We start from the raw sequence: 25,535 nt of genomic DNA, 5'->3' as shown, positions 1-25,535 counted from the left end.
TGTTATCACGCCAGCCTATCACGTCTGACCGGGCATTGACCCCCTTTCGGAACTCAACTGTTTTTTATTTGCGGTTACAGCCATCCATTGCTACGAGCGATCCTCCCGGCCTCGATCCGGTTGCGGGCGTCCAGTTTCTGGACAATTTCAGAAAAATAGTTCCGGACCGTCCCAGCCGACAGGGAGAGGTCTTCCGCGATTTCCCGGTTGGTCCGTCCCGCCTCCGCGAGGCGCAGCATGGCGCGTTCCCGTTCCGACAGCGGATCAGGGGGCGCATCCCACACGCTTTCCGCCAGATCGGGCGCAATGGCGCGTCCGCCGGCCGCAATCTTGCGGATGGCGTCGGCCAGCTGGGTGATCGGCGCTTCCTTGAGCATATATCCCCGCACTCCAGCCTGAAGGGCGCGCTGCAGGTACCCCGGGCGACCGAACGTGGTGACAATCATGACCTTCGTCGGCAGGGCGGCCCGGCGGATCTCCTCGGCGAGTTCGATGCCCGTGAGACCGGGCATCTCGATGTCCGTCAGGATCACGTCCGGTTTTTCCGAACAGGCCAGTGCGAAGGCCTGCCGGCCATCAGCGGCCCGGCCCACCACCTGCATGTCTTCCTCGAAAGCAAGCAGTGTCTCGAAAGCATCCAGCAGCACCGTCTGGTCTTCGGCAAGGACAAGTCGGATCATGGCGTAATGGTCGCAGTCAATCTGAGGCTCCGGGATGTGGGGATGAGGGAAAGCGATCCTCCTGATGCCGCAAGGCGCGCGCGCATTCCGCGCAGACCGTTTCCTTCCACGAGACGGTCCGGAGGCTGACCGCCCTGAAGAGGGCCGTCATCCTCGATGCTGAAGGCGGAAAGCAGCCCTGACGCGTTACAGGACAGGGTAACGCAGCAGTGTTTCGCGTTCGAATGGCGCAGGATGTTCGTGACGGCTTCGCGCAGGCTCATGGCCAGAACCTCGTTCTGGGGCTGGTCGCGCAGATTATCCATGCCCTTCACCGTCAGCATGATGGAGGCATCTTCCAGAATTTTGCGTGCCCGTTCCAGTTCCCGCTGGAAGGAAGCGCCATTCATTCCCGAAACGGCTTCCCGCACGTCCCGCAGTGCTGCCCGGGCCAGTTGAGCGATGTCCCGTATCTGCTGGTGAGCCTGTTCGGGCTGGGTCGCGGAGAGCCGGTCCGCCAGTTCTGCCTTGACGGCAATGACGGTCAGGGAATGCCCCAGCAGATCATGCATGTCCCGTGCGATGCGCTCGCGTTCGGCCGTGGCGGCGAGGGTCCGGATCTCGTGCTGTGCGTCCTGGAGCTGGAGATTGCGTACGCCCAGCTCCCACTGCATCCATGTACCGATATAGGTCAGGATACTGAAAAACATCCCCAGTGCCGTCGCCAGAAGGGACTTGCCCTGAAACGCGCAGAACGCCAGCAGACCGGCTTGCAGGATGACAACCATGAGAATGGATTTGCGCCGGCCGGGAAGCCGGGCGCACATGCCGGTGGCATAGATGTTGTAGACAACCCAGTCGCCATGCGTCCATGCGGTCGCAAATCCGAGCAAGGCCGTCATGATGACTTCGCCGAGGCCGTAATACCGGTCTTTTCGGTATGGGGCGAAATACATCAGAAGAAAAACGGCCAGAGCGACAATGGAAAACAGGACGCCGGCCGGAGTGGGCTTGTGATTCAGGAACCACGGCAGCGGATACAGCAGCAGATAGGCCAGATAGGCGATCAGATACTGGTTGAAACGCGGCCAGCTCGTCTTGCGGCTGGACAGAAGAAGCGCTGAAGGATCAGGCGTCATGACCGTTTGCGAAACCCTGTTGTCAGTCCATCCGTTCCCGATGATGCCGCCCTGACGGAAGCGGACAAAGCCGCCTCCGGAACAGCCGTGGTGATCGTTTGTCCTGTCCCGGCGGAGCGGTATCCTGCCGAGTCCGTCGGCACATCATCTCTGTCCATGATGTGCCGATTTATCTCTGCAGGACAATGGCTCCGTATCGTACCGTCTGGGCTGGAACGTTGTCAGACCGGACGGATCAGGACGTGCTTTTTCTTTCCGGAAGAGACTTTCAGCATACCGTCCTTCAGATCCGCGAGCGTGAAGGTCTGGTTCTCATCCGAGACGACGTCATCATTGATGCGTCCGCCACCGCCTCGGATTAGGCGGCGCGCTTCACCGCCGCTGCCAGCCAGTCCGGCTTCCTGGAAAATGCGGAAAGCGGGCAGCCCTTCCGCCAGGAGATTGGCGGGCAGATCCGTTTCCGGCAGGGCGGCAGCCTGTGCACCACCCTGTTCGAAAACCCTGCGGGCCGTTTCGGCGGCTTCTTCCGCGGCGGCGCGGCCGTGGCAGATGGCCGTGGCCTCGGTGGCGAGGATCTTCTTGGCCTCGTTGATCTGCGCGCCGTCCAGCTTGCCGAGGCGCTCACATTCCTCGACCGGCAGATCCGTGAACATCTTGAGAAAACGCCCAACATCGGCATCTTCCGTATTGCGCCAGAACTGCCAGTATTCGAAGACCGGCAGCTTCTCCGCCCGGACCCATGTGGCCCCCTTGGCAGATTTCCCCATCTTCGCGCCGGAAGACGTGGTCACGAGCGGCGTGGTCAGGCCAAAGACCTGTTTTCCGTCCGTCCGCCGCGTCAGGTCGATCCCCGCGACGATATTGCCCCACTGGTCCGAGCCACCCATCTGAAGGACAGCCCCGTGACGGCGGTTCAGTTCACGGAAATCGTAGGACTGGAGAATGGAATAGTTGAATTCCAGAAAGGTCAGTCCCTGTTCCCGGTCCAGACGCTGTTTCACGCTCTCGAAGGACAGCATCCGGCTGATCGAGAAATGGACGCCCACATCCTGTAGCAGGTTGATGTAGGACAGCCGGTCCAGCCAGTCCGCATTGTTGGCGAGAATGGCGCCGCTGGCCGGGTCCTCGTCATTGAAGGTGATGAACTGGCGCAGGGACTGCTCGATGCCGGTGATATTGTCTGCGATCGTCTCGTTCGTCATGAGGGATCGGGCTTCGTCACGGAAAGACGGATCACCGATCTTGGCCGTGCCACCGCCCATCAGGGCAATCGGGCGATGGCCATGCTTCTGAAGCAGACGCAGCATCATGATGGAGAGCGCATTGCCCACATGCAGCGAGTCCGCCGTCGGGTCGAAGCCGACATAGGCAGTGACCGGTCCAGCCAGCATGGCCTCGTCAAGGGCCTCGAGGTCGGTGCACTGAAAGATCAGGCCGCGCGCCTGGGCTTCGAGAAGGAACGGACTCTTTGGCATGGATCGGTCTTGCTACACTGTCATGAAGGAAGCGGGCCTTCCTTCTAGCACAGCCCGCCAAAAAAACGCGACAGCACACCTGATGACATCCTGCGATGGTTTCTCTGGGGTCGGCACGCAAAGTCGGCAGCTTCGTTCCTGTCGCGTTTCGGCAACGCCTCAGCCGGAACCTAGACCGTGTTCTGAAACCTGTTTTTCAGAAGGATCTCATGCAAACGGCCCGCTTCCATGGGGAAGCGGGCCGTTTTGCGGAATGACAGTCAAGGGGAAAGGATCAGTCCGCCGCCATGGCCAGTGCCTTGCGGCCCCGCATGGTCATGACGTGATCTTCCAGTGCTTCGGCCACCTGGTCGGCCTGCTTGGCGAAGATATGATCGGCATCTTCAAAGATGCGGTAATCGACCGTCACGTTCTTCTGGGTGTTCAGCTTGTCCACGAGCTTGCGGATTCCCGGCTCCGGAGCCAGTTCATCGCGCCCGCCGGCAATCATCAGCCCGCCACAGGGGCAAGGGGCAAGGAAGCCGAAATCGTAGTCGTTGGCCGGGGGGGCAACACTGATCCAGCCGCTGATTTCCGGGCGGCGCATCAGAAGCTGCATGCCCACGAACGCACCGAAGGAATAACCCGAGATCCATAGCTCCGTGGAGTTCGGGTTGACCATCTGCATCCAGTCAAGAGCGGCTGCCGCATCGGAAATCTCGCCGATCCCACCATCATAACGACCCTGCGACCGGCCGACACCGCGCGAATTGTACCGCATGACCGAGAAGCCCATCTTCTCGAAGCTGCGATACATCGTATAGGTGATCCGGTTGTTCATGGTGCCGCCATGCAGCGGATGAGGATGCAGCACCAGGGCAAGAGGAGCGTTGGGTTCGCTGGAGTGGTGGTAACGACCCTCAAGCCGGCCGTCGGGGCCGGCGAACATCACTTCAGGCATGTATACTCTCGCACTGTGTCAGGCAGGATCATGGTCCTGCCTTCCGGTGGAGGTCTGTATATCGATTCGGAAACCCGGATTTCCACCAAAATCGACACGCCATTGCGATTTGGCACAATCTGCACAATCTGGAAAGCATGACAGACGCCCCCGTTTCACACGCCTCTCCGACCTATCTTGACGCCAATGCGACGGAGCCTCTCCGCCCTGCTGCGCAGGCGGCCGCGCTTGCGGGTCTGCAGCTGCGCGGTAACCCCTCTTCCGTGCATGCGGAAGGCCGGGAGGCACGGCGTCTGCTGGAAGAGGCACGTAACGGAATCAGTGCCGGTCTGGGGCGGATTTCCGGGGCCTGCGTGTTCACTTCGGGCGCCACGGAAGCCGATGCGATGGCCGTTCACGCTTTTGGACGGAACCGCAGGATTTTCGTTGGTGCTACGGAACATGATGCCATCCTGAAAGCTGCTCCGGAGGCGGAAATTCTCCCTGTCAGTCCGGATGGTGTTCTGGATGTCGAGACCCTGCGCAGACGGTTGAAAGAAAGCGGGCCTACGCTGGTCTGTGTCATGTCCGCCAATAACGAGACAGGCGTGCTCGCTCCACTTGATGACGTGGCGGAAGTCTGTCGCGACTCGGGATCGCACCTGCATGTGGATGCCGTGCAGAGTGCCGGGCGGCAGCCTTTCACGTTGCAGGACTGTAGCGTGGCGATCTCCGGTCACAAGATGGGCGGGCCGAAAGGCGCCGGGGCGCTGCTGCTCCCGCGCGATGAGCCGATGGACGCGCTGATCCCTGGCGGTGGTCAGGAACGGGGACGGCGGGGCGGAACGCAGCCCTTGCCAGCCATTCTTGGCATGGCGGCGGCTTTCGACGAAGCGCGGAAACAGGACTGGCGCCCGATCGAGGCCCTGCGCGAGCAAGTGGAGCAGGTCGCCATCGCGGCCGGTGCCCGTGTGGCCGGGCGTAACGCGCTACGGTTGCCGAATACGAGCTGCCTGATCCTTGATGGCGTGGCGGCTCAGGTGCAGCTCATGACGCTGGATCTCGCGGGGTTCTGCGTTTCTGCCGGATCAGCCTGTTCCTCCGGGAAGGTTTCGGCCTCCCATGTTCTGACAGCCATGGGAGAAACTGCCGGGGCCAGACAGGCCATCCGCGTGTCGCTGCCTTGGAACATCCGGGAAGAGGAAGTCGAAGCCTTCTGCGAGGCCTATGCCATGATGGCCGGGCGTCTGGGAAAGAACTGACAATGCCGGTCCTGCCTCGCTGCGGCCCCGTGGTGGAACGGCAGCCGATAGACACGTCCCGGAAGTGCCTCCGGACAGGTCTTCCGGATTTCTCTCTTCACATCCTGACCCGGCGGGAGAAGAACGGTCCATGATCTATCTCGATCATTTTTCCACTACACCCTGCGATCCCGCGGTTCTGGAGACGATGCTGCCCTGGTTCGCGCAGGATTTCGGCAATCCGCACAGCGTGCATGAACCAGGTCTGGCCGCCGCCGCCGCTGTGGAGCAGGCGCGCGAAAGCGTGGCTCGGCTTGTCGGGGCCGAGGCCCGGGAGATCGTGTTCACATCCGGCGCGACGGAAGCGAACAATCTCGCCATCAAGGGGGCAGCCCGCCATGCCGCGCGCATGGGCAATCTACGACGTCGCATCATCACCATCGCGACCGAGCATAAATGTGTCCTGGAATCCGTCCGGGATCTGGCGGCGGAGGGATTTGAGCCAGTCATCCTTGGCGTGGACCGGGAAGGACAGGTCGATCCCGGAGCATTGCGCGAAGCGCTTCAGGTTCCGACGCTTCTGGTTAGCATCATGGCCGCCAACAACGAAACGGGCGTGGTGCAGGATCTCGCAACGCTGGCGCCCATCGTGAAAGGGCAGGGCGCCCTGCTGCATGTCGATATGGCGCAGATGGCCGCGAAATGTCCGGTCTCTCTGGACGGTATCGATCTGGCGTCCTTTTCCGCGCACAAGATGTACGGACCGAAAGGCATCGGTGCGCTGTATGTCCGTCGCCGCCCCCGGGTGCGGCTTGCTCCGCTGTTTTCAGGGGGCGGACAGGAACGGGACCTGCGCTCCGGCACATTGCCGACACCCCTGATCGCCGGTTTTGGAAAAGCAGCCGACATTGCCCGGGAACGGCTGGAAGAAGACGCCATCCGGCTGGAAATGCTCCGGGATGATCTGTGGAAACAGCTTCAGGAGAACCTGCCGGGCGTGGAACAGAACGGAGCCGGCGCCCCCCGGCTGCCCGGTGGCCTGAATCTTTCCCTGCCGGAAGGCGTGAAGGCGCTGGATGTCCTGAAATGGCTGCCGGATGTAGCAATTTCAACGGGTTCCGCCTGTTCAGCCGCGGAGGTAACCCCCTCTTACGTCCTGATGGCGATGGGGCTTTCCCCGGAGAAAGCATCACGGTGCTTGCGCCTGTCGGTCGGACGCTCTACCTCCAAGCCCGATATTGACCGGGCAGCACGTTCCCTGATCGCTGCCGTCCGGGCCTGCCAACAGCCCTGAGAGTGAACGGAACGGACCGCCCATGCCCAAGATGACCTTTATCGAACGTGACGGAACGCGCCGCGACGTGGATGCGCCGGTTGGTCTTTCGGTGCTGGAAATCGCCCACAAGCACGACATCGATCTGGAAGGTGCCTGTGAAGGCTCTCTGGCCTGCGCGACGTGCCATGTGATAGTCGATCCGGAATGGGCGTCGAAGCTGTCCAGCCCGACCGATGACGAGGAAGACATGCTGGATCTCGCCTTCGGTCTGGAAAAGACCTCGCGTCTGGGCTGCCAGATCGTCATGACCGATGCGCTGGATGGCCTGACCGTCCGCCTCCCGAAGACGGGCTGACCCACCATGCGTATCCTCGTTGCCATGTCGGGAGGCGTGGACAGCTCCGTGGTCGCCGCGCTTCTGAAACGGCAGGGCCACGAGGTAATCGGCGCTACCCTCCAGCTTTATGACCACGGTCAGGCGGCCAAGCCCGGAGCCTGCTGCGCGGGCCGGGACATCATGGACGCCCGTGCCGTAGCCGACAGGCTGGGCTTCCCCCATTACGTCATCGATGCGGAATCCCGCTTCCGGGACAGCGTGGTGGAGAGCTTCGCGGACGCCTATGCCCGGGGCGAGACGCCCGTACCCTGCGTGGCCTGTAACCAGGGCGTGAAATTCACGGACCTTCTGGGCATGGCGCGCGATCTCGGCTGCGAAGCGATGGCGACGGGCCATTACGTCCGGCGCATCGAGGGCGCCGGTGGGGTGGAAATGCACCGCCCCGTCGATGCCGACCGGGACCAGACATGGTTTCTTTTCGCCACGACGAAAGAACAGCTCGATTACCTGCGTTTCCCGCTGGGAGACATGCCGGACAAGGCGCATGTCCGTGCGCTGGCGCAGGAACTGGGCCTCGAGATCGCAGCCAAACCGGACAGCCAGGACATCTGCTTCGTCCCCAGCGGCTCGTATGTCGAAGTCGTGGAGAAGCTGCGTCCTGAAATCCGGGGCGAGGGCGACATCGTGGACGAGCAGGGCCGCGTTCTGGGCCGGCATGAGGGCGTGGCCCGCTATACGGTCGGACAGAGCAAGCGTCTGGGAGACATCCATACCGCCACGGGCGAACGCCAGATGGTGACGCGCATTGACGTGCCGAAACGCCGTATCGTTGTGGGCCCGCGCGTTCAGGTCTCGGAAGCGGAGAACCGGCGCACGATGCGCCTGCGGGACATGAACTGGCTGATCGACGCGCCTGCCGGGGGCGTGGCCTGCGGTGTCCAGATCCGCGCGCGTGAGAAGCTGCGTGATGCCGTCGTAAAACCGCTGGACGATGGCGGCGCGCTGGTGGAGCTTTCAGAAGCCGCCATGCCCGCCCCCGGGCAGGCCTGTGTCCTGTATGATGGCAGCCGGGTTCTGGGTGGTGGATTCATTCTGGCAGGAGAGGCCTGATGACAGGAACACTGCTGATCGGATCGAGACGGTATTCGTCCTGGTCCCTGCGGGGATGGCTGGCTGTCAGACTGGCCGGACTGGACGTCACGGACGAAGTCATTGCGCTCAAAGGCGGTGGCCGGACGACCGAGATCCATGTCCGGTCCCCCAACCGGCTCGTCCCCTATCTGGTCCATGATGGCGCGCAGGTCTGGGAAAGCCTCGCCATCTGTGAATACTGCGCTGAAATCGCGCCCGCCCTGTGGCCCGAAGACCGCATTGCCCGCGCTCATGCCCGCAGCATCAGCGCACAGATGGCCGCCGGTTTCCGTCCCATCCGTCAGGCTTGCCCGATGGATCTGGAGCGCGCACCCGCGCCTCTTTCCGAAACGGGCGGCGAACTGGCAAAAGATATCGCCCTACTCAGTGAGACGCTGAAAAACGCCCTGATGCGTTCAGGCCAAGCGACGCGCTATCTGTTCGGGGAAGACCCGACGATAGCGGACTGCATGTATGCGCCCATCGCCATCCGCATCCACCTCTATCAGCTTGCCGTCGATGATGTCGTAGCGCGCTGGGTGCGTGAGATGCTCGATCATCCCCTGATGCGGGAATGGGCTGCACTGGCCGATGCCGAACCCGCCGAATGGCGCCTGAGCTACGACAGCAAGTAACGGCGGATCACCGTCCGGGCGGCATCAATGATGGACGAAGCCCATGCCCGTCTGAAGGGCGGTCCGCAGCACTTCAGACCAGATCCCGCCGCCACCGCCGGGACCACCGCCTCCACGATTGCCCGGGCCTGATGCATCCTGCACCGGGGCATCGGCATCGCTGGCGTCCGTCATGTCGGCCGGTGGATGGGACGCGCAGGCTGCCAGGAACAGAAACCCCACCCCGACCAGGTATTTTCTCACAGCCCTGCCACTCCTGACGTCACATGATTGCCGGACCGGGAAATCATGATCGTTACGGAACCGGAAGTCATGTCATGAAGGGTGAGAAAACGTAAGCTGCCGCTTTCTGCGCGTCTTTCGCAAGGGAACCATTTTCCTATTCCCTGCGCTTTGAAAGAAAGAGACGGAAAGGGAGTGAAGATGGGCGACGCAGGCGGTCGGCTTGAGGACGCAAAAAAGCAGGCACGTCAGGCGGGACTGCACTATGTCGATCATACCCGCCCCGGCATAACGCGCCGGCGCGTGGGACGCGGATTTGCTTTCTATGGCCCGGATGGCACGCACATCACGGATACCGCCGAAATCAGCCGCATCCGTCGTCTCGCCATCCCTCCCGCCTATACAGATGTCTGGATCTGCCCTGACCCCAGAGGCCACCTTCAGGCTGTCGGCAAGGACGCGCGTGGACGGTTGCAGTACCGTTACCATCCACGATGGCGAGGTGTGCGGGATCAGGACAAGTTCGGACGGATGCTCGTTTTCGGGGAAAAGCTGCCCGCTCTCCGTGCGCGGGTCGATCACGATCTGCGCCGCCGCGGGCTGGACCGGGAGCGCGTCTTGGCCGCGATCGTCCGGATCATGGAACGGACCATGGTCCGGATCGGCAATGACCGTTACGCGAAAGAAAACCGCAGCTACGGCCTGACCACGCTCAGACATCGGCATGCAGCGGTGCACGGACGGCATGTCACGCTGGACTTCCGGGCCAAGCACGGGATAGAGCAGCATCTGGATCTCGATGACCCGCGTCTGGCCCGCATCGTGTCGCGGCTTGAGGATCTGCCCGGTCAGAGGCTGTTCCAGTATGTGGATGAGGAGGGCGCGCGTCACGACATCCATTCGCAGGATGTAAACGACTATCTGCGCGCCGTGACAGGCGAGGACATCACCGCCAAGGATTTCCGCACCTGGGCCGCAACCCAGCTTGCCGCGCTGACCCTCTGCGCCTTCAGTCAGTACGACACGAAAGCCCGGGCGAAGAAACAGGTCGTGGAGGCCGTGAAGTCGGTCGCGGCGAAGCTGGGCAATACACCAGCGGTCTGTCGGAAGAGTTACATCAACCCCTGTGTCCTTGAAGGGCATCTGGATGGTAGTCTGCGCAAGGCTTTCAGAACGCGGGCAAAAGATGTTCTTGCACATGACGGTTACGGACTGAGCGTCGAGGAAGCCGCAGTCGCCGGTTTTCTTGCCGAGCGTCTGCCTGATCTGGAAAAACCTGCCGGAGGACTGTCATGACACTTCCCCTTCTCGATCGCCGGACCCTGCTTCAGGGCGCGGGCGCCATTCTCCTGTCCGGTGCCGGAGCGCGGGCGGAAGAGCCGGAAAGCATCATGACAGACCCGCCCCGCCGTTTCGGACCTAAGGCGCCTCCCGCCTTCGTGCCCGATCCGGATGTGATCGCCATGGACCCGTCCTTCGGGGATCTGATGTTCAAGAACGGGAACATCGAGCGTCTGTGGACAGGCGGCGGCTGGATCGAGGGACCGGCATGGATCAGCGAGGGACGCTTCCTGCTGCTGTCGGATACGATCAGAAGCATCCAGTACCGGTACCTGCCGGACGAAAACCTGATGACGACCTACCGGAAGGAAAGCTTTAACAGCAACGGCAATACGGTCGACCTTCAGGGCCGCATCCTGACCTGCGAACACGGGATGCGGCGTGTCATCCGCTGGGAGCAGGACGGCTCCTGCACGGTACTGGCCGACCGTTATCAGGACCAGACCCTTAATTCCCCCAATGACATCATCGTCAACCCCGGCGATGAGAGCATCCTCTTCACCGATCCCGCCTATGGCGACTGTCTGGCGGAAGGACATCCCGATGCACCGGGCGGACGCGCCAACCGGGAAGGCAAGCTGCGCTGGAACCTCGGCACGGAAGCCACGACCCAGTTCGCGGGGACACGCCGTCAGGAGGATCATACCTTCCGGATCGACAGCCAGACCGGACTGGTGGAAGCCGTGCTATCCAACAGTGACGTTCCCGGCCCGAACGGTCTGTGTCTCTCGCTGGACATGAAGACACTCTACGTGATCTCCACCGCCACCGATCCGGGCGTCATCGGCGCGGGCGGAGACCGGCGCATCCGGGCCTTCGATATGGTGGATGGCCGTCCGAAGAACGGTCGCATCTTCTGTGACATGACGCTGGAAGGACATCAGCTTGTACCCGACGGCATGAAGGCGGATGTGTTCGGCAATCTCTGGTGCGGCGCGAGCGGTCCATATGGGCTGGCAGGGGTGTTCTGCTACAACCCGGACGGAAAGCTCATCGGGCGCATCCGTCTGCCGCAGGGCGTCTCGAACCTGACCTTCGGCGGTCTCAAGCGCAACGAACTCTACATGTGTGGTCCACGGGCGCTGTACCGCGTGATGCTGAATACACAGGGCGCCGGTCTTTGCTGAACCATGTTTCATGTTAAAACCTTTCCGGCAAAACCAGACCTGAGCGGATCTGTTACATAACCGGTCAGGACAGGCCGCAAACCATCGGCTGGAGGGTCATGATTTCCTGACAGGCGCAGAAGCCGGAGGAAACATCATGACGTCACTGGGCCTTCTGGCATGCCTCACCACACTGGCGACCCTGTTCGGGATCCTGAACGACCGGGTTCTGAAACTACCGGTCCCTATCGGCATCCTGCTGCTCTCACTCCTGGTGTCGATGGTCGGAATGCTTCTGGATCCGTTCCTGCCGGCCCATGACATCCAGCGCCTGTCCCGTGACCTTCTGCATCAGGTGGATCTGCACACAACGCTGCTGAACGGCGCATTGTCATTCCTCCTGTTTGCCGGGGCCATGCAGGTTGACCTCAATCACCTTCTGTCACGCTGGAAAGCCGTCACGGCGCTTGCGGTCATCGGAACAATGCTGGCCGTCGGGTTTCTGGCGGTCGGTGCCTGGCTTCTGTTCCCCTTCGTGGGGGTGCATCTGCCGTTTGTCTGGTGCGTGTTGCTCGGAGGCATTCTGGCCCCCACGGACCCGGTCTCCGTCATCGGGATGTTGCGGCGTCTGGGGCTGCCGGGCCGCCTGCAGGCCCTTTTCGCGGGGGAAAGCCTGTTCAATGATGGCGTGGGGATTGTGATTTTCGCCACCATGATCGGTGTGGCGACCGGAGACGAGCCATACGTTACGCCCCTCCAGCTTCTGGAGCAGTTCCTGTTCGAGGCAGGAGGAGGCGTGATTGTCGGCGGGTTCATGGGATGGGTCGCCATCCGCCTGATCGCTCTGGTGGATGATCCCCTGATCGACCTTCTGGCCTCCCTGGCGGTGGCGTCCGGTGTGTTCAGCCTAGCCAGCGCGCTGCATATTTCGGGGCCGATCGCCGTGGTGATGGCTGGTCTGGCATTTGGAACCGCGGGGGGACACCGTGCCGTCAGTGGTAAGTCGCGACAGCAGCTCGAACTGTTCTGGGAGTTGTTTGACGAAATCCTCAATGTCCTGCTTTTCCTGCTGATCGGCCTCGAATTTCTCGAAATCACGCCCCGTCTGTCGGTTCTGTTCATGGCTGTGGTGGCCATTCCGCTGGCGCTGCTGGGACGGGGACTGAGCGTGTTCCTGTCCACTGTGCCAATCCATCTTCGGGGGGAGCAGCGCGGGCATGCCCTTGTCCTTCTCACGTGGGGTGGCCTCAGGGGTGGGATTTCGGTCGCGCTGGCGGTGGGTCTGCCAACAGGCGGTCTGCGGGAAACGCTTTTGCCAGTCTGCTACGCGGTCGTGGTCTTCACCATTCTCGCGCAGGGCCTCACGATGGAACGTGTCGTCCGCAGACTATACCCGCCGAGCCGGACATGAACCGGTTTTTTGGAGTGCTGTCAGGGTGTGGTAGCCTTGGCAGCAGTTATCCTGTCCCCTGGAGCACAATCTGATGGTACGACTGAAACATCTTGCGGGTTTTGTCATGATGGCCGGGCTGGTAGCCGCTGCGCCGCGTGTCTGTCTCGCCGCCGGATATCAGGGGCAGTCCGCCTGCTGGACCGCCAATCCCGGAGAGGATGACCGTCCGGACATCTCCTGCCAGCCGCTTGACGAAGCTACCCTGCGTAAGCTGGAAAACGCCACGCCAGCCCAGGTGACCGCTCTCTTCAAGGTGCCGGGCAAGAACCACCACCCGACCTATTTCGAAAGCGCTGACAAGTCCCCGGGCCATTTCAACGGCTATGTCGAACTGATGTACACGGATGGTCACGTCACGAGCATCAGTGCCAGCGTGACACAGGTCCAGCCAGACGGCCTGCCCAGCGATCCAATGGATTTCCGCTGGAAGGTCGGCGGTCAGGAATGTTCGGATTTCTCCGGCTCCAGAAATCGCTGCACCAACGGCGACGAGTGATCCGCCGGGCCTGCGGTTCCGTTCAGATCCGCAGGTCGATGGCCAGAAGGCGGGTCTTGGTCGCAATGAAAAAGCGCCGCCCGTTTGTCCCTCCGAATGTGCAGTTTGCCGGCACTTCCGGAAGGGGGATGAAGCCGAGACAGACCCCATTGAGGTCCAGGATGTGGATGCCGTCTCCGGCCGTCGTCCAGATCCAGTTCCGCGCATCAACGGCAAACCCGTCCGGCACGCCTTTCGCCGTCTCGTACAGCGTGCGCTGATTGTCCAGATGTCCGTCATCCCGGACATCGAATGCGAAAATGTGATGCGTCCCGCCGCCGATCGCCCGGGATGTGTCTGAGACATAGAGCGTGCGCCCGTCCTGCGAAAAGGCCAGGCCGTTGGGCTGGTCAAAGTCCGCCATGCGGGTCAGTTCGCCCGTCCGGCGCCGGTAGCGATAGACGCTCCGGTGAGGGAGTTCCGGCTCCGCGATATAGCCTTCGGCAGCGCTGTGGATTCCGAAGACCGGGTCCGTGAACCAGATCGTATCCTGCGCACCCGTAACAATATCGTTGGGGGAATTCAGCCGGCCACCCTGATAATGGGTGATGGCCGGCAGCGCCTCGCCCTCTCCGCTGGAGAGGCTGATGCAGCGGCGTCCATGTTCGCAATGCGCCATAATGCCGTCTGACAGAAGGGCGTTGCCGTTCATGAACCATGTCGGGTCAATAATGGTGTGAACGCGCCCGTCCGGATGCCATGCCATGAGGCGACGGGAGATCACGTCCGACCACACCAGCCGGTTCCGTGCCTGATCCCAGACGGGCCCCTCGCCATGCGTCGTGCCTTCATGCAGGACCAGAAGCGGCGTATCGAAATCCAGAACGGCCGCCAGTGACGGATCATTCATGCGGATGTCCCGCAATTTACCGAGGGAAGAGGGGAGACCCGCATGACGCAGGATCGTTCCGGTCAGGGCGTTTTTCATGCAAAAGGGCTTTCGCAGGCGGCTGCCGGGCTGGTGGCGAACTGGATCATGAGCTGAACACAGGGCTCGTCTCCGATCGTGCCGGAAAGATGGCCTTTCCGTCCGTGATGATCCTGCGTACCCTGATCCTGCCCGAAATGCAGGTCACCCGGTCCCATTTCGCAGTGATGACCATCCTGTGTTTCGATGAACCATCGGCCTGACAGGGGAATGACCCATTGCGGACTGGGACTTTCATGCCATTCCCCTTTCCACCCCACGGGAAGGATGGCGAAACTGACGGCGGTAACCTTCCCGGGGAAAGGACGCATCCACTGCGGCGCGGCACCCCCGCCGACGCTTTTGCGCCCGAAAGCCTGCATCAGGGCCGTATTGAGCTGGCTCTTGCCGTCAGGACCGGTCCACATGTGATAGTAGGGAACGGCGGGCGCCTGCTCCTGTCCGTCTGTCCGGGAGCGCAGGCTGGCAAGCAGGGGGAGTTGTTCTGTCATGGGGCCTCTTCTCGGATGTGCCCCCTGCAACGCGGGATGTTCCCGTCCGGTTCAGTCCTGACACATCTTGCAGTCTTCGGGCGTGATGCTGCGCAGGAAGGCGGCCAGTTCCCGGAAGGCACTCGCCCTTGGATCGGAAGCGCGCCACGTTATGCCGATGGTCCGTCTGGCTTCCGGTTCATCAAGCGGCCGTACCGTGACCAGATCATCGAAATCGGCCCGGTTGCGCAGGGCCAGCTGTGGAATGAGAGAGAAGCCTTCGCCAGCGCCGATCATGTGCCAGAGCATTTCCAGACTGGTGGCCAGACGCTGCTCATCCCGGCGGGCCGTCGCCGAACAGAGGGACAATGCCTGTTCCCGGAGGCAGTGACCATCTTCCAGCAGCAGAAGATCAGGGCGTCCAAGCTGGCTCAGCGTCAGTTTCGGAGCTTGGTTCAGTTCATGGCTGCCCGGAAAGACGCCGAGAAAGGCCTCATCGAACAGCGGAACGCTTTCCAGAGCATCAGAGGGCGCCGGAAGCGCCATCAGGGCCACGTCCAGCTCGCTGTTGCGCAGCGCCCGCACAAGGGTCTCCGTCATGCCTTCGGTCAGGCGCAGGCTGAGCTGCGGATATGTGCTGCGTAGGGGCGGAAGCAGCCCGGGGATATAGTAGGGCCCCAGCGTGGGGATGACGCCAAGGCGGAGCGTACCCTCCAGCGGTCCCGTCCGCGCCCGGGCGACTTCCAGCAGATTGCGGGCCGCCGTCAGCACTTCCCGCCCCAGTGCGATCAGCCGTTCTCCGTCCGGCGTGGGGGCAACATGGCGGCGCGAGCGTTCAAACAGGGTGACGTCCAGAAGGAGTTCCAGCTTGCGGACCTGTTCGGACAGTCCGGCCTGACTGACGCCGCAGCGTTCGGCAGCCCGGGAGAAATTGCGCAGGTCATCCACGGCCACCACATATTCGATGTCACGTAGGGACAGACCGGAAAGGGGAACATAGCTCATCTCCTATAGATAGGACCGGCGGTACGGATGCGAAAGTACGGTTTTTCCTGTGAAGGCCCGGAAGATGTATCCTGCCACCCTGACGCCGGGATTCTCCGGTCCTATAGTCTGTCCATCATCAATGGAGTCTGATCCCATGTCTTCCCAGCCTGTTCGTTCGCGTGCGTTTCTCATCGAAGGAGGGGCGCTGGTCGGATACTGGGTGGCGGGTTACTTCCTTGGCCCGCGCGATGTCGCGATCCTGACGATAATCCTTGCGGTGGGCAGTGCGGTCCTCCTGATGCGGGAGGGCAGGCGGCCGGACGCCATGTGGTGGCTCGGAACAGGGGCCGCCGTCGCCTTCTCCCTGCAGGAATGGCTGCGTCCTGACTGGCCTGGCGACGCCATGAGCAACGTCATGTTCGGTGCCATCTTCCTGCTCTGCGCCTTCCGGCCACAGTCCCTGCTCGACACGCTGGCGCAGGCCCGGCAGCCCGGACGCGGACCGGTCCTGGTGGACGATCCGCGCATGAAGCGGATCATCCGGATCTTCACCGGTTGCTGGGCCGCCTATTTCCTGATCCTGGCGGTGGTGGACCTCATCCTTCATGCCACGCTGCCCCATGCGGGAGCAGAATCCTGGTCGGGATGGATCGGCGGAATCAGCCTGGTGGTAATGATTGTCCTGAGTTTCAGGGGGCCGAAACTGATCCAGCGCTACGGGCATTATTTCAATCGGGTTTCCTGATGAAAAAAATGATTATGTTCGGTCCTGCCTGTTAATCATATTGACAGAAACTGTTTCCTGTCCCTCTCTTTGTGTGGGACACAGAGTCCGCACCGCAACACCAGAGAGAAGGCAGGAGCCCTACTGATGGTACGCATCAATTCGGAAGTTAAACCCTTTACCACCGATGCTTTTCACAACGGCAAGTTCGTGACCGTTTCGGACGCCGACATCCGTGGCAAATGGACCGTTTTCTTCTTCTACCCGGCAGACTTCACGTTCGTCTGCCCGACGGAACTGGAAGACCTCGCCGACCACCAGGCTGATTTTGACAAGCTGGGCGTGCAGATCTTCTCCGTGTCCACGGACAAGCACTTCACGCACAAGGCATGGCACGACACGTCCCCGGCCATCGGCAAGATCAAGTACACAATGCTGGGTGATCCGACCGGGACCATTGCCCGCAGCTTTGACGTGCTGATCGAAGACGCCGGCCTTGCTGACCGCGGCACATTCCTGGTCGATCCGGAAGGCAAGATCCAGTACATCGAGATCACGGCAGGCGGCGTCGGCCGTTCCGCAACCGAGCTTCTCGACAAGATCCAGGCCGCTCAGTACGTGGCGAGCCACCCGGGTGAAGTCTGCCCGGCCAAGTGGAAGGAAGGCGGCACGACGCTGAAGCCCTCCCTCGACCTCGTCGGCAAGATCTGATCTGTCCCTGACGGGACAGGGCTCTGTGGCCCTGTCCCTCCGCCAGATGTCCCGGAAAGGGCTGTCTGTGCATCCCTGTTCCGAAAATAGCGGAGAATGCCGATGCTTCAGGACGACCTGAAAACCCAGCTGCGCGCCTATATGCAGTATCTGCGTGATGACGTCGTGCTGGAAGCAACCCTTGGTTCCGATGATCGCTCCGTGGAAATCCGCGGTCTGCTGGAAGACATCGCCAGTCTGTCTTCAGGCAAGATCACCTTCTCCGACAGCGGACAGGACAAACGCGTCCCGTCTTTCGTGATCCGCCGCGCCAATTCGGATGTGCAGGTCTGCTTCGCTGGCCTCCCGCTGGGTCATGAATTCACGTCACTGGTGCTGGCCCTGCTCCAGGTCAGCGGCCACCCGCCAAAGATCGACGCTGACCAAGCAGAGCAGATCCGGGCCCTGGACGGCGATTTCCATTTCGAGACCTATTTTTCCCAGTCCTGCCAGAACTGCCCCGATGTGGTGCAGGCGCTCAATGCCATGAGCGTGCTGAACCCGAAAATTCATCATACAGCCATTGATGGCGCCGATTTTCAGGATGAAGTCGAGAAACTGGGCATCCGTTCCGTCCCGCAGGTTTACCTGAACGGAAAACCCTTCGCGTCCGGACGCATGGAAATCGCTGACATCCTCGCAAAGCTGGACGCCTCTTCCGTGGCGCGTGCGGCGGAAAAGCTGAATGACGCCGCCCCGTTCGACGTTCTGATCATCGGCGCCGGTCCCGCTGGCTCGGCCGCAGCTGTTTACTCTGCCCGCAAGGGATTGCGGACGGGACTGGTGGCCGAGCGTTTCGGCGGACAGGTCATGGACACGGCGGGGATCGAGAACTTCATCTCTGTTCCGGAAACGGATGGCCCGCATCTTTCCGCCGCGCTTGAAAAGCACGTCCGGGATTATGACGTTCAGGTCATCCCCTCCCAGAAAGCCGCGAAACTGGTGGCGACGAAGGAAACCGGCGGCCTGCATCAGATCGTTCTGGAAAGCGGCGCGACCCTGAAATCCCGGACGGTCATCCTCACGACCGGTGCGCGCTGGCGGCATCTGGGTGTTCCGGGTGAGGACGAATACCGCACGAAAGGCGTGGCCTACTGCCCGCATTGTGACGGTCCGTTCTACAAGGGGCGTCCAGTCGCGGTGACCGGTGGCGGCAACAGCGGCGTCGAGGCCACAATTGATCTGGCGAATATCGTGTCCCATGTCACACTGCTCCAGCGCGGAGCACATCTGAAGGCGGACAAGGTTCTCCAAGACAAGCTAATGAGCCTGCCGAACGTGACGGTCCTGACAGAAGCCCTGACCACGAAGATCGAAGGTGACGGCAAGGAAGTTACCGGTCTGACCTATCGCGGCGGAGACGGGCAGTCCCATCATATTGACGTGGACGGCGTGTTCGTTCAGATCGGCCTGCTGCCCAATACGGAATGGCTGCGCGGAACGGTGGATCTGACGCAGTACGGCGAGATCGTCATCAACGACCACTGCGCGACCTCCATACCGGGCGTTTTCGCGGCGGGTGACGCCACGACCGTCCCCTACAAGCAGATCGTCATCGCCATGGGCGAGGGCGCGAAAGCCTCGCTCGCGGCATTTGATTACCTGATCCGCCTGCCTGTCGTGGCGGCGGAAGTCGAAACGGTCTGAACGGCATTGGGGCAGACAGGAAAGGCATGTATGGGGAGGCCATGCATGCCAGTCTGATCTCCCTCCTGACTTTCGCTGCCGCGGCAGCGGTCTTCACCATCACCCCCGGCCTCGACACCGTCATGACATTGCGGACCGCCACCACATCCGGCTGGAAAGCCGGTCTGGCCGCCGTGGCCGGGATCTGTCTGGGGCTCGGCGTCTGGGGGCTGGGAGCGGCATTCGGCCTGACCGCCCTCCTGGCTGCATCCAGAACAGCCTTCATGATCGTGAAATGGGCCGGAGCCCTCTATCTGGCATGGATCGGCATCAGGCTGCTCCTCCATCCTCGCACGTCCCTCATGACCGCAGAGGCGGGAGCGACCGGCCGGCAGGATGTACAGACATCTTTCCGCTGCGGGCTGTTCACCAACCTTCTGAACCCCAAGGTCGGTGTCTTCTACATGACATTCCTGCCACAGTTCATTCCACCCCACGTCAATGTCCGGGATTTTTCCCTGCTCCTGACCGGGATCCAGACCTTCCTGTCTTTCTTCTGGCTGGCACTTCTGGTGGCTCTGACCGTGCCCCTGGGGCGGTTCCTGTCCAGCCCGGCTGTGGTGCGGCGCATGGACCGACTGACAGGCTGCATTTTTCTGGCATTCGGTCTGAAACTGGCCCTCAGCCACCGTCACTGAAGCGGAACTTGCCCGGTGCTTTCCTCTCCGGTCATTCCCACTTCATGAAATTGTGAAAAAAGCCGGTGAGCGGAAATCGGCAACAGTGTGACATGTTCTGCGTAAAGACCGTATAGCCCTGCAACAAGGCATGCCCTGCGTCCGCCAATCCCGTGGCTGGGCAGGAAAGGCCTGTCCAAGGAGTCTGGAATCCGTGAAAATTCCCCAGATCACACTGAGCGACGGGACCACCATCCCCGACATTACCTTCGGAACATACAAACTGAATGGCGCCTCAGGTGTCGAAGCCATGAAAAGCGCCCTCGGAGTTGGCTATGACGCTCTCGACAGCGCTTTCAACTACGAAAACGAAGGCGCCGTCGGGAAGGCGGTCCGGGACAGCGGACGTCCGCGTGAGGAACTACGGATTGCCTCCAAGCTTCCAGGGCGTCACCATGCCTATGACGAGGCCCTAGCCACGATCGAAGAATCCCTCTATCGCGCCCAGCTCGAATACTATGACCTCTATTACATCCACTGGCCCAACCCGAAGGTAGGCCGTTACGTAGAGGCCTGGAAGGCGCTGATCGAAGCGCAGAAACGCGGTTATATCCGTTCGATCGCTGTCTGCAACTTCCTGCCCGAGCATCTCGAGCGACTGAAAAGCGAGACCGGCGTCCTGCCCAGCATCAACCAGATCGAACTGCATCCCTACTTCCCGCAGGACGACATGCGGGCCTGGAACCGGGAGCATAACATCGTTACGCAGTCCTGGAGTCCGCTGGGGCGTGCCAATGATCTGCTGACCAATCCAGTGCTGGAGAAGATTGCAAAGCGTCTGGGTAAATCCGTAGGGCAGGTCATCCTGCGCTGGCACCATCAGCTGGACTGCGTGCCCATCCCGAAATCCGCCACCCCGAAACGGCAGATCGAAAACATTTCCATCTTCGATTTCTCTCTGACGGATGACGACATGAAGGCTATCGCCACGCTCGCCCGTCCGGATGGCCGCACCCATAATCAGGATCCGGCCGTTTACGAAGAGTTCTGACCCTTCTGCCCTTTGTCCGCAGGGGAAACCAGAAAAAAGCCCGGAACGGATCTCTCCGTTCCGGGCTTTTGCATGCTCAGGCAGTTGCCGCCATGCCGCGCAGAACATACGGCAGGATACCGCCATTGCGATAATACTGGACCTCGTCCTCCGTATCGACGCGGCAGAGGAGAGGCACGTCCTGACGGCTGCCATCGGCGCGGGTGATGCTCATGATGAGCGTCTTGCGGGGCGTCAGGGTCTCAACGCCCCGGATGGCAATGATCTCGGAGCCGTCCAGTCCCAGCGTTTTCCGTGTCGTTCCCGGTTCGAAGGTGAGGGGCAACACCCCCATCCCGACGAGATTGGACCGGTGAATACGCTCGAAACTCTCCGCGATGACGGCTTTCACGCCCAGCAGGCGCGTCCCCTTCGCCGCCCAGTCGCGCGAAGACCCCATACCGTATTCCTTGCCACCGAATACGACGAGCGGAGCGCCTGCGTCCTGATACCGCACGGACGCATCATAGATGGACATCCGTTCGCCATCCGGCTGATAGATGGTCACGCCACCTTCCGTACCCGGTGCCATCTCGTTCCGGATACGGATATTGGCAAAAGTACCCCGCACCATCACGCGGTCATTCCCGCGCCGTGAGCCGTAGGAATTGAAGTCTTTTACCGCAACCTGATGTTCCTGAAGGTACTTCCCGGCCGGAGAGGACGGGGCGATCGCCCCGGCAGGCGAAATGTGGTCGGTGGTGATGTTGTCACCCAGCAGCGCCAGAACCCGTGCGTCCACAATATCTTCAGTCGGAACCGGATCGTGCGTCAGGCCCTCGAAATAAGGCGGGTCTTGGATATAGGTGGAACCGTCCTGCCACTTGAACGTCGCGGACGATGTGGCGACATCCAGCGCCTGCCATTCCGGCGTGCCTTCCGTGATGTGGCCATAACGTTTGACGAATTCGTCACGCGTGACGGCGGAAGCCACGAGATCGGCGATTTCCCGATTGCTCGGCCAGATATCCTTCAGATAGACGGGCCGTCCGTCCGGCGTCTGACCCAGAGGGGCCGTGACGATGTCTTCCCGCAGCGTTCCCAGAAGCGCATAGGCGACCACCAGAGGCGGGCTGGCAAGGTAATTCGCCCGGACATTGGGAGAAATCCGCCCCTCGAAATTCCGGTTGCCGGATAGGACGGATGTGGCGACCAGCCCGTTGCCCTCGATGGCCTCCACCAGTTCAGGGGCCAGCGGTCCGGAATTGCCGATACAGGTGGTACAGCCATACCCGACCGTCTCGAACCCCAGTGCGTCGAGATCCTCCGTCAGCCCAGCACGGTCCAGATAATCGGTCACGACCTGCGAACCCGGGGCGAGTGATGTCTTGACCCAGGGCCTCGGTTTCAGACCCAGCACACGGGCTTTGCGCGCCACCAGCCCAGCCGCCACCAGTACGGCAGGATTGGACGTGTTGGTGCAGGACGTGATGGCCGCGATCACGATGGAGCCATGCCCGATGGAATAGTCCGTGCTGGCGACAGGAGCCGTCTTTTGTGTGTCCTCCGCCTTGACGCCGAGCGTTTCCGTCAGAGCCTTTTCGAAGGCCGTCGTCGCGCTGGTCAGCTCCACCCGGTCCTGCGGGCGCTTCGGACCGGAGATGGACGGACGGACCGTCCCGAGATCCAGCGTCATGACGGATGAGAAAACCGGCTCGGGCGTGGCGGCATCGCGGAACATGCCCTGCGCGCGCAGATAGGCTTCGGTCAGGGCGATGCGGCGTTCGTCGCGGCCGGTCTGGCGCAGATAGTCGAGCGTGAGCTGATCGGCCGGGAAGAAACCGCATGTCGCGCCATATTCCGGGGCCATGTTCGCGATGGTTGCCCGGTCGGCAACGGGAAGATGGTCCAGCGCCGGGCCGTAAAATTCCACGAACTTACCGACAACACCCTTGGCCCGCAGCATCTGCGTGACCGTCAGGACAAGATCTGTCGCTGTCGTGCCTTCCGGCATCCGGCCTTCAAGACGGAACCCGATGACATCGGGGATCAGCATGGAAATGGGCTGTCCCAGCATGGCTGCCTCAGCCTCGATGCCACCCACGCCCCAGCCAAGAACACCCAGACCGTTGACCATGGTGGTATGGGAGTCCGTGCCGTACAGCGTATCGGGATAGGCATAGGTCACGCCGTCAATCGTGCTGGTCCAGACCACCTGCGACAGGTATTCCAAATTGACCTGATGGCAGATGCCCGCTCCGGGCGGCACGACGCGGAACTGGTCAAACGCTTCCTGCCCCCAGCGAAGGAAGGCATAGCGTTCGCCATTGCGTTCGAATTCCAGCGTGACATTGCGCTGGAGCGCATCGGGACGACCGGCAACATCCACCATCACGGAATGATCGATCACCAAATCCACCGGGACGAGCGGATTGACCTTGCGCGGATCCCCTCCTAGCGAAACGATCCCATCGCGCATGGCCGCCAGATCAACGACAGCCGGCACGCCGGTGAAATCCTGCATGAGAATGCGCGACGGCTTGAACGGCACCTCTTTCGTGGAGGACGCATTGCGCAGCCAGTCGGCAATCGCTTCCCCATCCGCGACCTGATAGCTGGAGCCATCCGTAAAGCGCAGCACGTTTTCCAGCAGCACCTTGAGGCTGACGGGAAGGCGGGAAATATCGCCCAGTTTTTCCGCCGCCGCGGGAAGGGAGAAATAACGGTACGTCCTGCCATCCACGGCGAGATCGCGCCGGGCATGGAGGAGATCGCGTCCAACCTGTTTCATGGTCTGTCTGGTCCTGCCTGTCTGGTTCAGCCGATGGCGCGCAGGAGCGCCTGGGTTACGTTATGCGTCGTCGCGTTGCCGCCAAGGTCACGGGTGCGGAGACCCTCTTTCGTAATGACCTGTTCCATCGCGGTATCGAGCCTGCGGGAAAGATCCTGACGGCCCACATGCGCCAGCATCATGCTCGCCGCCATCATGAGCGCGAGCGGATTGGCAATGCCCTGGCCCGCAATATCCGGCGCCGAACCATGAACGGCCTCGAACACCGCCATGTCCTCACCGATGTTGGCGCCCGGCGCCATGCCAAGGCCCCCGACAAGCCCCGCCGCCAGGTCGGAAAGGATATCCCCGAACAGGTTGGTCGTGACAATGAGGTCATAATTTTCGGGCTTGATGACGAGTTCCATCGCACAGGCATCGACGATGCGCTCCTCAAGCGCCACCCGCCCTTCATATTCCGCCGCAACGCGCCGGCCTTCATGCAGGAAAATCCCGCTCAGGATCTTGAGGATATTGGCCTTGTGAACGAGCGTGACCTTCTTGCGTCCGTTCTTCACGGCATATTCGAAAGCATGACGCACGATGCGGTGACACTCGGCCCGCGTATTGAAGCCCGCGCCATAAGCCACGGCCTCGGGGTCTCCATCCACAGCCATATAGTGTTCCATGGCGGCATAAAGCCCTTCCACGTTCTCGCGGATCACGACGAGATCCACGTTCTCGTAACGGCCGCCGGGAACGATCGTTTTCGTCGGACGCACGTTGGCGTACAGGTCGAATTTCTGCCGCAGCGTGACGTTGATGGACCGGAAGCCCTTGCCAACCGGCGTGGTCAGCGGCCCCTTGAGGACCAGTCCGGTGCGGGCGATGCTCTCCAGCGTGGCCTCCGGCAGGGCAGTGCCCTCACGGTCGAATGCCTCCATGCCCGCGCTCTGATGGTCCCATACAAACGGTGCGCCGATCGCATCCAGAACGGTCGTCACGGATGTCATGATTTCAGGGCCGATACCGTCACCGGCAATCAGTGTGGCGGGAAGGGTCTTGCTCATGGCGGAATCCTGCTTGTGTCCAATCAAGGGGCGGGCGGACTTTAGGGGAGTGAAAGGGGGAACTCCAATATTTGCACAAAGGTTTCATCATACCTTAAAGGTATCGCATGATCGAACTCCGTCATCTTCGCGCCGTCATCGCCATCGCGGAGGAACACACGCTGACTCGCGCCGCTGCAAGGCTCGGCATCCAGCAGCCGCCCCTGACCCGCCTTCTGCGCGCGCTTGAAAACGAGCTCGGCGTCCAGTTGTTCGAGCGTCATGCAAAAGGCATGCGCCTGACTTCCGCGGGACGCAGCTTCCTCAAGGGGGCGTATGACATTCTGGAACGCATGGATGAAACCGTGGAGGATGTGCGGCGGATCGTGCGCGGGGAGAGCGGGGAACTGGCCATCGGCTTCACCAATTCCGCCATGTGCAATCCCAGTCTTCCCGCCACGCTGGGGCAGTTCCGGGAGACTTGGCCCGATGTGGCCCTGACCCTGACGGAAGGGAATTCCAGCCAGCTTCTGGGCGCCCTTAGGGATGACCAGCTCGATGCAGCCTTCATCCGCACATCCATACCCTACGTGTCGGATGTAGTCGTGGAACTCGTTCTCGAAGAGCCGATGGTCGTCGCCGTGCCGAAGTCGTATCCCCTGGCTCGTCATCCGCCTGGGAATGGCCTGCGACTGATCGATCTGGAGGAGGAAGACTTCATCCTCTATCAGAGCCAGTACAACAACGGCCTGTACAAAACGATCGTGGATGCCTGCTTGGGCGCCGGCTTCCAGCCGAAAATCCGCCAGAAGGGACCGCAGCTCATGGCTGCGCTGAATCTCGTGGCCGGTGGCCTGGGAATCTCACTCGTCCCCCAGTCCATGCAGCAGCACCACGCTGGACAAATCACCTACCTACCACTGTCCATCCGCACGGCCCTGACGGCGCCGCTTTATCTCGTGTTCCGCTCGGTGAGAATGACAGGCGCCAAGCTGTACTTCATTCACCAGATCCGCCGGATCAGCCAGCACGCAAGGTAGTTCCCGCCTGTCAGG

25 protein-coding genes are annotated in these 25,535 nt (G+C 61.6%); 15 read left to right on the top strand and 10 right to left on the bottom strand.

Annotated elements, in window-relative coordinates; all coding sequences use genetic code 11:
* Nucleotides 1-74: 74 nt before the first annotated feature.
* The 4 genes from GMO_RS07250 to GMO_RS07235 all read right to left on the bottom strand — a co-directional run bounded on the left by GMO_RS07250 (nucleotide 75) and on the right by GMO_RS07235 (nucleotide 4,213).
* Nucleotides 75-680, bottom strand: coding sequence for a response regulator transcription factor (locus GMO_RS07250; protein WP_008851684.1), 606 nt, complete (start codon nucleotides 678-680; stop codon nucleotides 75-77).
* A complete protein-coding gene (locus GMO_RS07245) occupies nucleotides 677-1,798 on the bottom strand; it encodes a sensor histidine kinase (RefSeq protein WP_008851683.1) in 1,122 nt (373 codons plus the stop codon). The genes GMO_RS07250 and GMO_RS07245 overlap by 4 nt, the downstream gene beginning before the upstream one ends.
* A gap of 221 nt (nucleotides 1,799-2,019) precedes the next feature.
* Entirely contained in the window at nucleotides 2,020-3,273 is a 1,254-nt protein-coding gene (gene tyrS, locus GMO_RS07240; RefSeq protein WP_008851682.1) for a tyrosine--tRNA ligase, read from the bottom strand.
* Between the two features lie 274 nt (nucleotides 3,274-3,547).
* On the bottom strand, nucleotides 3,548-4,213 hold the full coding sequence (locus GMO_RS07235) for an alpha/beta hydrolase (RefSeq protein WP_040508594.1): 666 nt from the start codon (nucleotides 4,211-4,213) through the stop codon (nucleotides 3,548-3,550).
* A gap of 137 nt (nucleotides 4,214-4,350) precedes the next feature.
* Here GMO_RS07235 and GMO_RS07230 point away from each other — a divergent pair, with 137 nt between their 5' ends.
* From GMO_RS07230 to GMO_RS07210, 5 genes are all read left to right on the top strand, one after another.
* A complete protein-coding gene (locus GMO_RS07230) occupies nucleotides 4,351-5,454 on the top strand; it encodes a cysteine desulfurase family protein (protein ID WP_008851678.1) in 1,104 nt (367 codons plus the stop codon).
* Between the two features lie 130 nt (nucleotides 5,455-5,584).
* Nucleotides 5,585-6,727, top strand: coding sequence for a cysteine desulfurase family protein (locus tag GMO_RS07225; protein WP_008851676.1), 1,143 nt, complete (start codon nucleotides 5,585-5,587; stop codon nucleotides 6,725-6,727).
* A 22-nt stretch (nucleotides 6,728-6,749) separates the two neighbouring features.
* Nucleotides 6,750-7,064, top strand: coding sequence for a ferredoxin family 2Fe-2S iron-sulfur cluster binding protein (locus tag GMO_RS07220; protein ID WP_008851675.1), 315 nt, complete (start codon nucleotides 6,750-6,752; stop codon nucleotides 7,062-7,064).
* A 6-nt stretch (nucleotides 7,065-7,070) separates the two neighbouring features.
* Entirely contained in the window at nucleotides 7,071-8,156 is a 1,086-nt protein-coding gene (gene mnmA / locus GMO_RS07215) for a tRNA 2-thiouridine(34) synthase MnmA (RefSeq protein ID WP_008851674.1), read from the top strand.
* Nucleotides 8,156-8,812, top strand: coding sequence for a glutathione S-transferase (locus tag GMO_RS07210; RefSeq protein WP_008851673.1), 657 nt, complete (start codon nucleotides 8,156-8,158; stop codon nucleotides 8,810-8,812). Before mnmA ends, GMO_RS07210 begins: the two co-directional genes overlap by 1 nt.
* 24 nt (nucleotides 8,813-8,836) lie before the next feature.
* Here GMO_RS07210 and GMO_RS07205 read toward each other — a convergent pair whose 3' ends face one another.
* Nucleotides 8,837-9,055 (bottom strand): putative periplasmic lipoprotein, encoded by a 219-nt coding sequence (locus GMO_RS07205; protein ID WP_040508590.1) that lies wholly within the window; start codon nucleotides 9,053-9,055, stop codon nucleotides 8,837-8,839.
* A gap of 180 nt (nucleotides 9,056-9,235) precedes the next feature.
* On the opposite strand from GMO_RS07205, the gene GMO_RS07200 reads away from it, so the two are divergent.
* From GMO_RS07200 to GMO_RS07185, 4 genes are all read left to right on the top strand, one after another.
* Nucleotides 9,236-10,330 (top strand): DNA topoisomerase IB, encoded by a 1,095-nt coding sequence (locus tag GMO_RS07200; protein WP_040508589.1) that lies wholly within the window; start codon nucleotides 9,236-9,238, stop codon nucleotides 10,328-10,330.
* The gene (locus GMO_RS07195) at nucleotides 10,327-11,502 is read left to right on the top strand and encodes an SMP-30/gluconolactonase/LRE family protein (protein WP_008851669.1); all 1,176 of its coding nucleotides are present in this window, start codon (nucleotides 10,327-10,329) and stop codon (nucleotides 11,500-11,502) included. Before GMO_RS07200 ends, GMO_RS07195 begins: the two co-directional genes overlap by 4 nt.
* 136 nt (nucleotides 11,503-11,638) lie before the next feature.
* The gene (locus tag GMO_RS07190; RefSeq protein ID WP_008851668.1) at nucleotides 11,639-12,892 is read left to right on the top strand and encodes a cation:proton antiporter; all 1,254 of its coding nucleotides are present in this window, start codon (nucleotides 11,639-11,641) and stop codon (nucleotides 12,890-12,892) included.
* A gap of 73 nt (nucleotides 12,893-12,965) precedes the next feature.
* Complete coding sequence (locus tag GMO_RS07185) at nucleotides 12,966-13,430, top strand: hypothetical protein (RefSeq protein ID WP_008851667.1); 465 nt, start codon at nucleotides 12,966-12,968, stop codon at nucleotides 13,428-13,430.
* Between the two features lie 22 nt (nucleotides 13,431-13,452).
* On the opposite strand, the gene GMO_RS07180 is transcribed toward GMO_RS07185, so the two are convergent.
* From GMO_RS07180 to GMO_RS07170, 3 genes are read right to left on the bottom strand one after another with little or no spacing between them, the layout of a single operon-like run.
* A complete protein-coding gene (locus GMO_RS07180; RefSeq protein WP_008851666.1) occupies nucleotides 13,453-14,397 on the bottom strand; it encodes an SMP-30/gluconolactonase/LRE family protein in 945 nt (314 codons plus the stop codon).
* On the bottom strand, nucleotides 14,394-14,888 hold the full coding sequence (locus GMO_RS07175) for a cupin domain-containing protein (protein ID WP_008851665.1): 495 nt from the start codon (nucleotides 14,886-14,888) through the stop codon (nucleotides 14,394-14,396). The genes GMO_RS07180 and GMO_RS07175 overlap by 4 nt, the downstream gene beginning before the upstream one ends.
* Before the next feature lie 51 nt (nucleotides 14,889-14,939).
* Nucleotides 14,940-15,872 (bottom strand): hydrogen peroxide-inducible genes activator, encoded by a 933-nt coding sequence (locus GMO_RS07170; RefSeq protein WP_008851664.1) that lies wholly within the window; start codon nucleotides 15,870-15,872, stop codon nucleotides 14,940-14,942.
* Nucleotides 15,873-16,008: 136 nt separating this feature from the next.
* Between GMO_RS07170 and GMO_RS07165 the strand changes: the two genes are divergently transcribed.
* The 5 genes from GMO_RS07165 (at nucleotide 16,009) to GMO_RS07145 (ending at nucleotide 20,682) form a co-directional block, all read left to right on the top strand.
* Nucleotides 16,009-16,599: a hypothetical protein gene (locus GMO_RS07165; protein ID WP_008851663.1), complete on the top strand. Its 591-nt coding sequence runs from the start codon at nucleotides 16,009-16,011 to the stop codon at nucleotides 16,597-16,599.
* A 126-nt stretch (nucleotides 16,600-16,725) separates the two neighbouring features.
* Nucleotides 16,726-17,289 (top strand): alkyl hydroperoxide reductase subunit C, encoded by a 564-nt coding sequence (gene ahpC, locus GMO_RS07160; protein ID WP_008851662.1) that lies wholly within the window; start codon nucleotides 16,726-16,728, stop codon nucleotides 17,287-17,289.
* A gap of 102 nt (nucleotides 17,290-17,391) precedes the next feature.
* Nucleotides 17,392-18,975: an alkyl hydroperoxide reductase subunit F gene (ahpF, locus tag GMO_RS07155; protein WP_040508638.1), complete on the top strand. Its 1,584-nt coding sequence runs from the start codon at nucleotides 17,392-17,394 to the stop codon at nucleotides 18,973-18,975.
* Nucleotides 18,976-19,016: 41 nt separating this feature from the next.
* A complete protein-coding gene (locus GMO_RS07150) occupies nucleotides 19,017-19,652 on the top strand; it encodes a LysE family translocator (protein WP_175282592.1) in 636 nt (211 codons plus the stop codon).
* A gap of 193 nt (nucleotides 19,653-19,845) precedes the next feature.
* A complete protein-coding gene (locus GMO_RS07145) occupies nucleotides 19,846-20,682 on the top strand; it encodes an aldo/keto reductase (protein WP_008851658.1) in 837 nt (278 codons plus the stop codon).
* A gap of 76 nt (nucleotides 20,683-20,758) precedes the next feature.
* Here GMO_RS07145 and acnA read toward each other — a convergent pair whose 3' ends face one another.
* Nucleotides 20,759-23,452 carry an aconitate hydratase AcnA gene (gene acnA, locus GMO_RS07140; RefSeq protein ID WP_008851657.1) on the bottom strand — a complete coding sequence of 898 codons (2,694 nt, stop codon included), beginning with the start codon at nucleotides 23,450-23,452 and terminating at the stop codon, nucleotides 20,759-20,761.
* A 26-nt stretch (nucleotides 23,453-23,478) separates the two neighbouring features.
* Nucleotides 23,479-24,501 carry an isocitrate/isopropylmalate dehydrogenase family protein gene (locus GMO_RS07135; protein ID WP_040508586.1) on the bottom strand — a complete coding sequence of 341 codons (1,023 nt, stop codon included), beginning with the start codon at nucleotides 24,499-24,501 and terminating at the stop codon, nucleotides 23,479-23,481.
* Nucleotides 24,502-24,608: 107 nt separating this feature from the next.
* Here GMO_RS07135 and GMO_RS07130 point away from each other — a divergent pair, with 107 nt between their 5' ends.
* Nucleotides 24,609-25,520, top strand: coding sequence for a LysR family transcriptional regulator (locus GMO_RS07130; protein ID WP_008851655.1), 912 nt, complete (start codon nucleotides 24,609-24,611; stop codon nucleotides 25,518-25,520).
* Nucleotides 25,521-25,535 lie beyond the last annotated feature (15 nt).

It is taken from the genome of Gluconobacter morbifer G707 (genome assembly GCF_000234355.1).
GTDB classification, from domain to species: Bacteria; Pseudomonadota; Alphaproteobacteria; order Acetobacterales; family Acetobacteraceae; genus Gluconobacter; species Gluconobacter morbifer.
The sequence above is the reverse complement of the archived record's forward strand: the minus strand, read 5'-3'. Positions and strand labels throughout refer to the sequence as shown.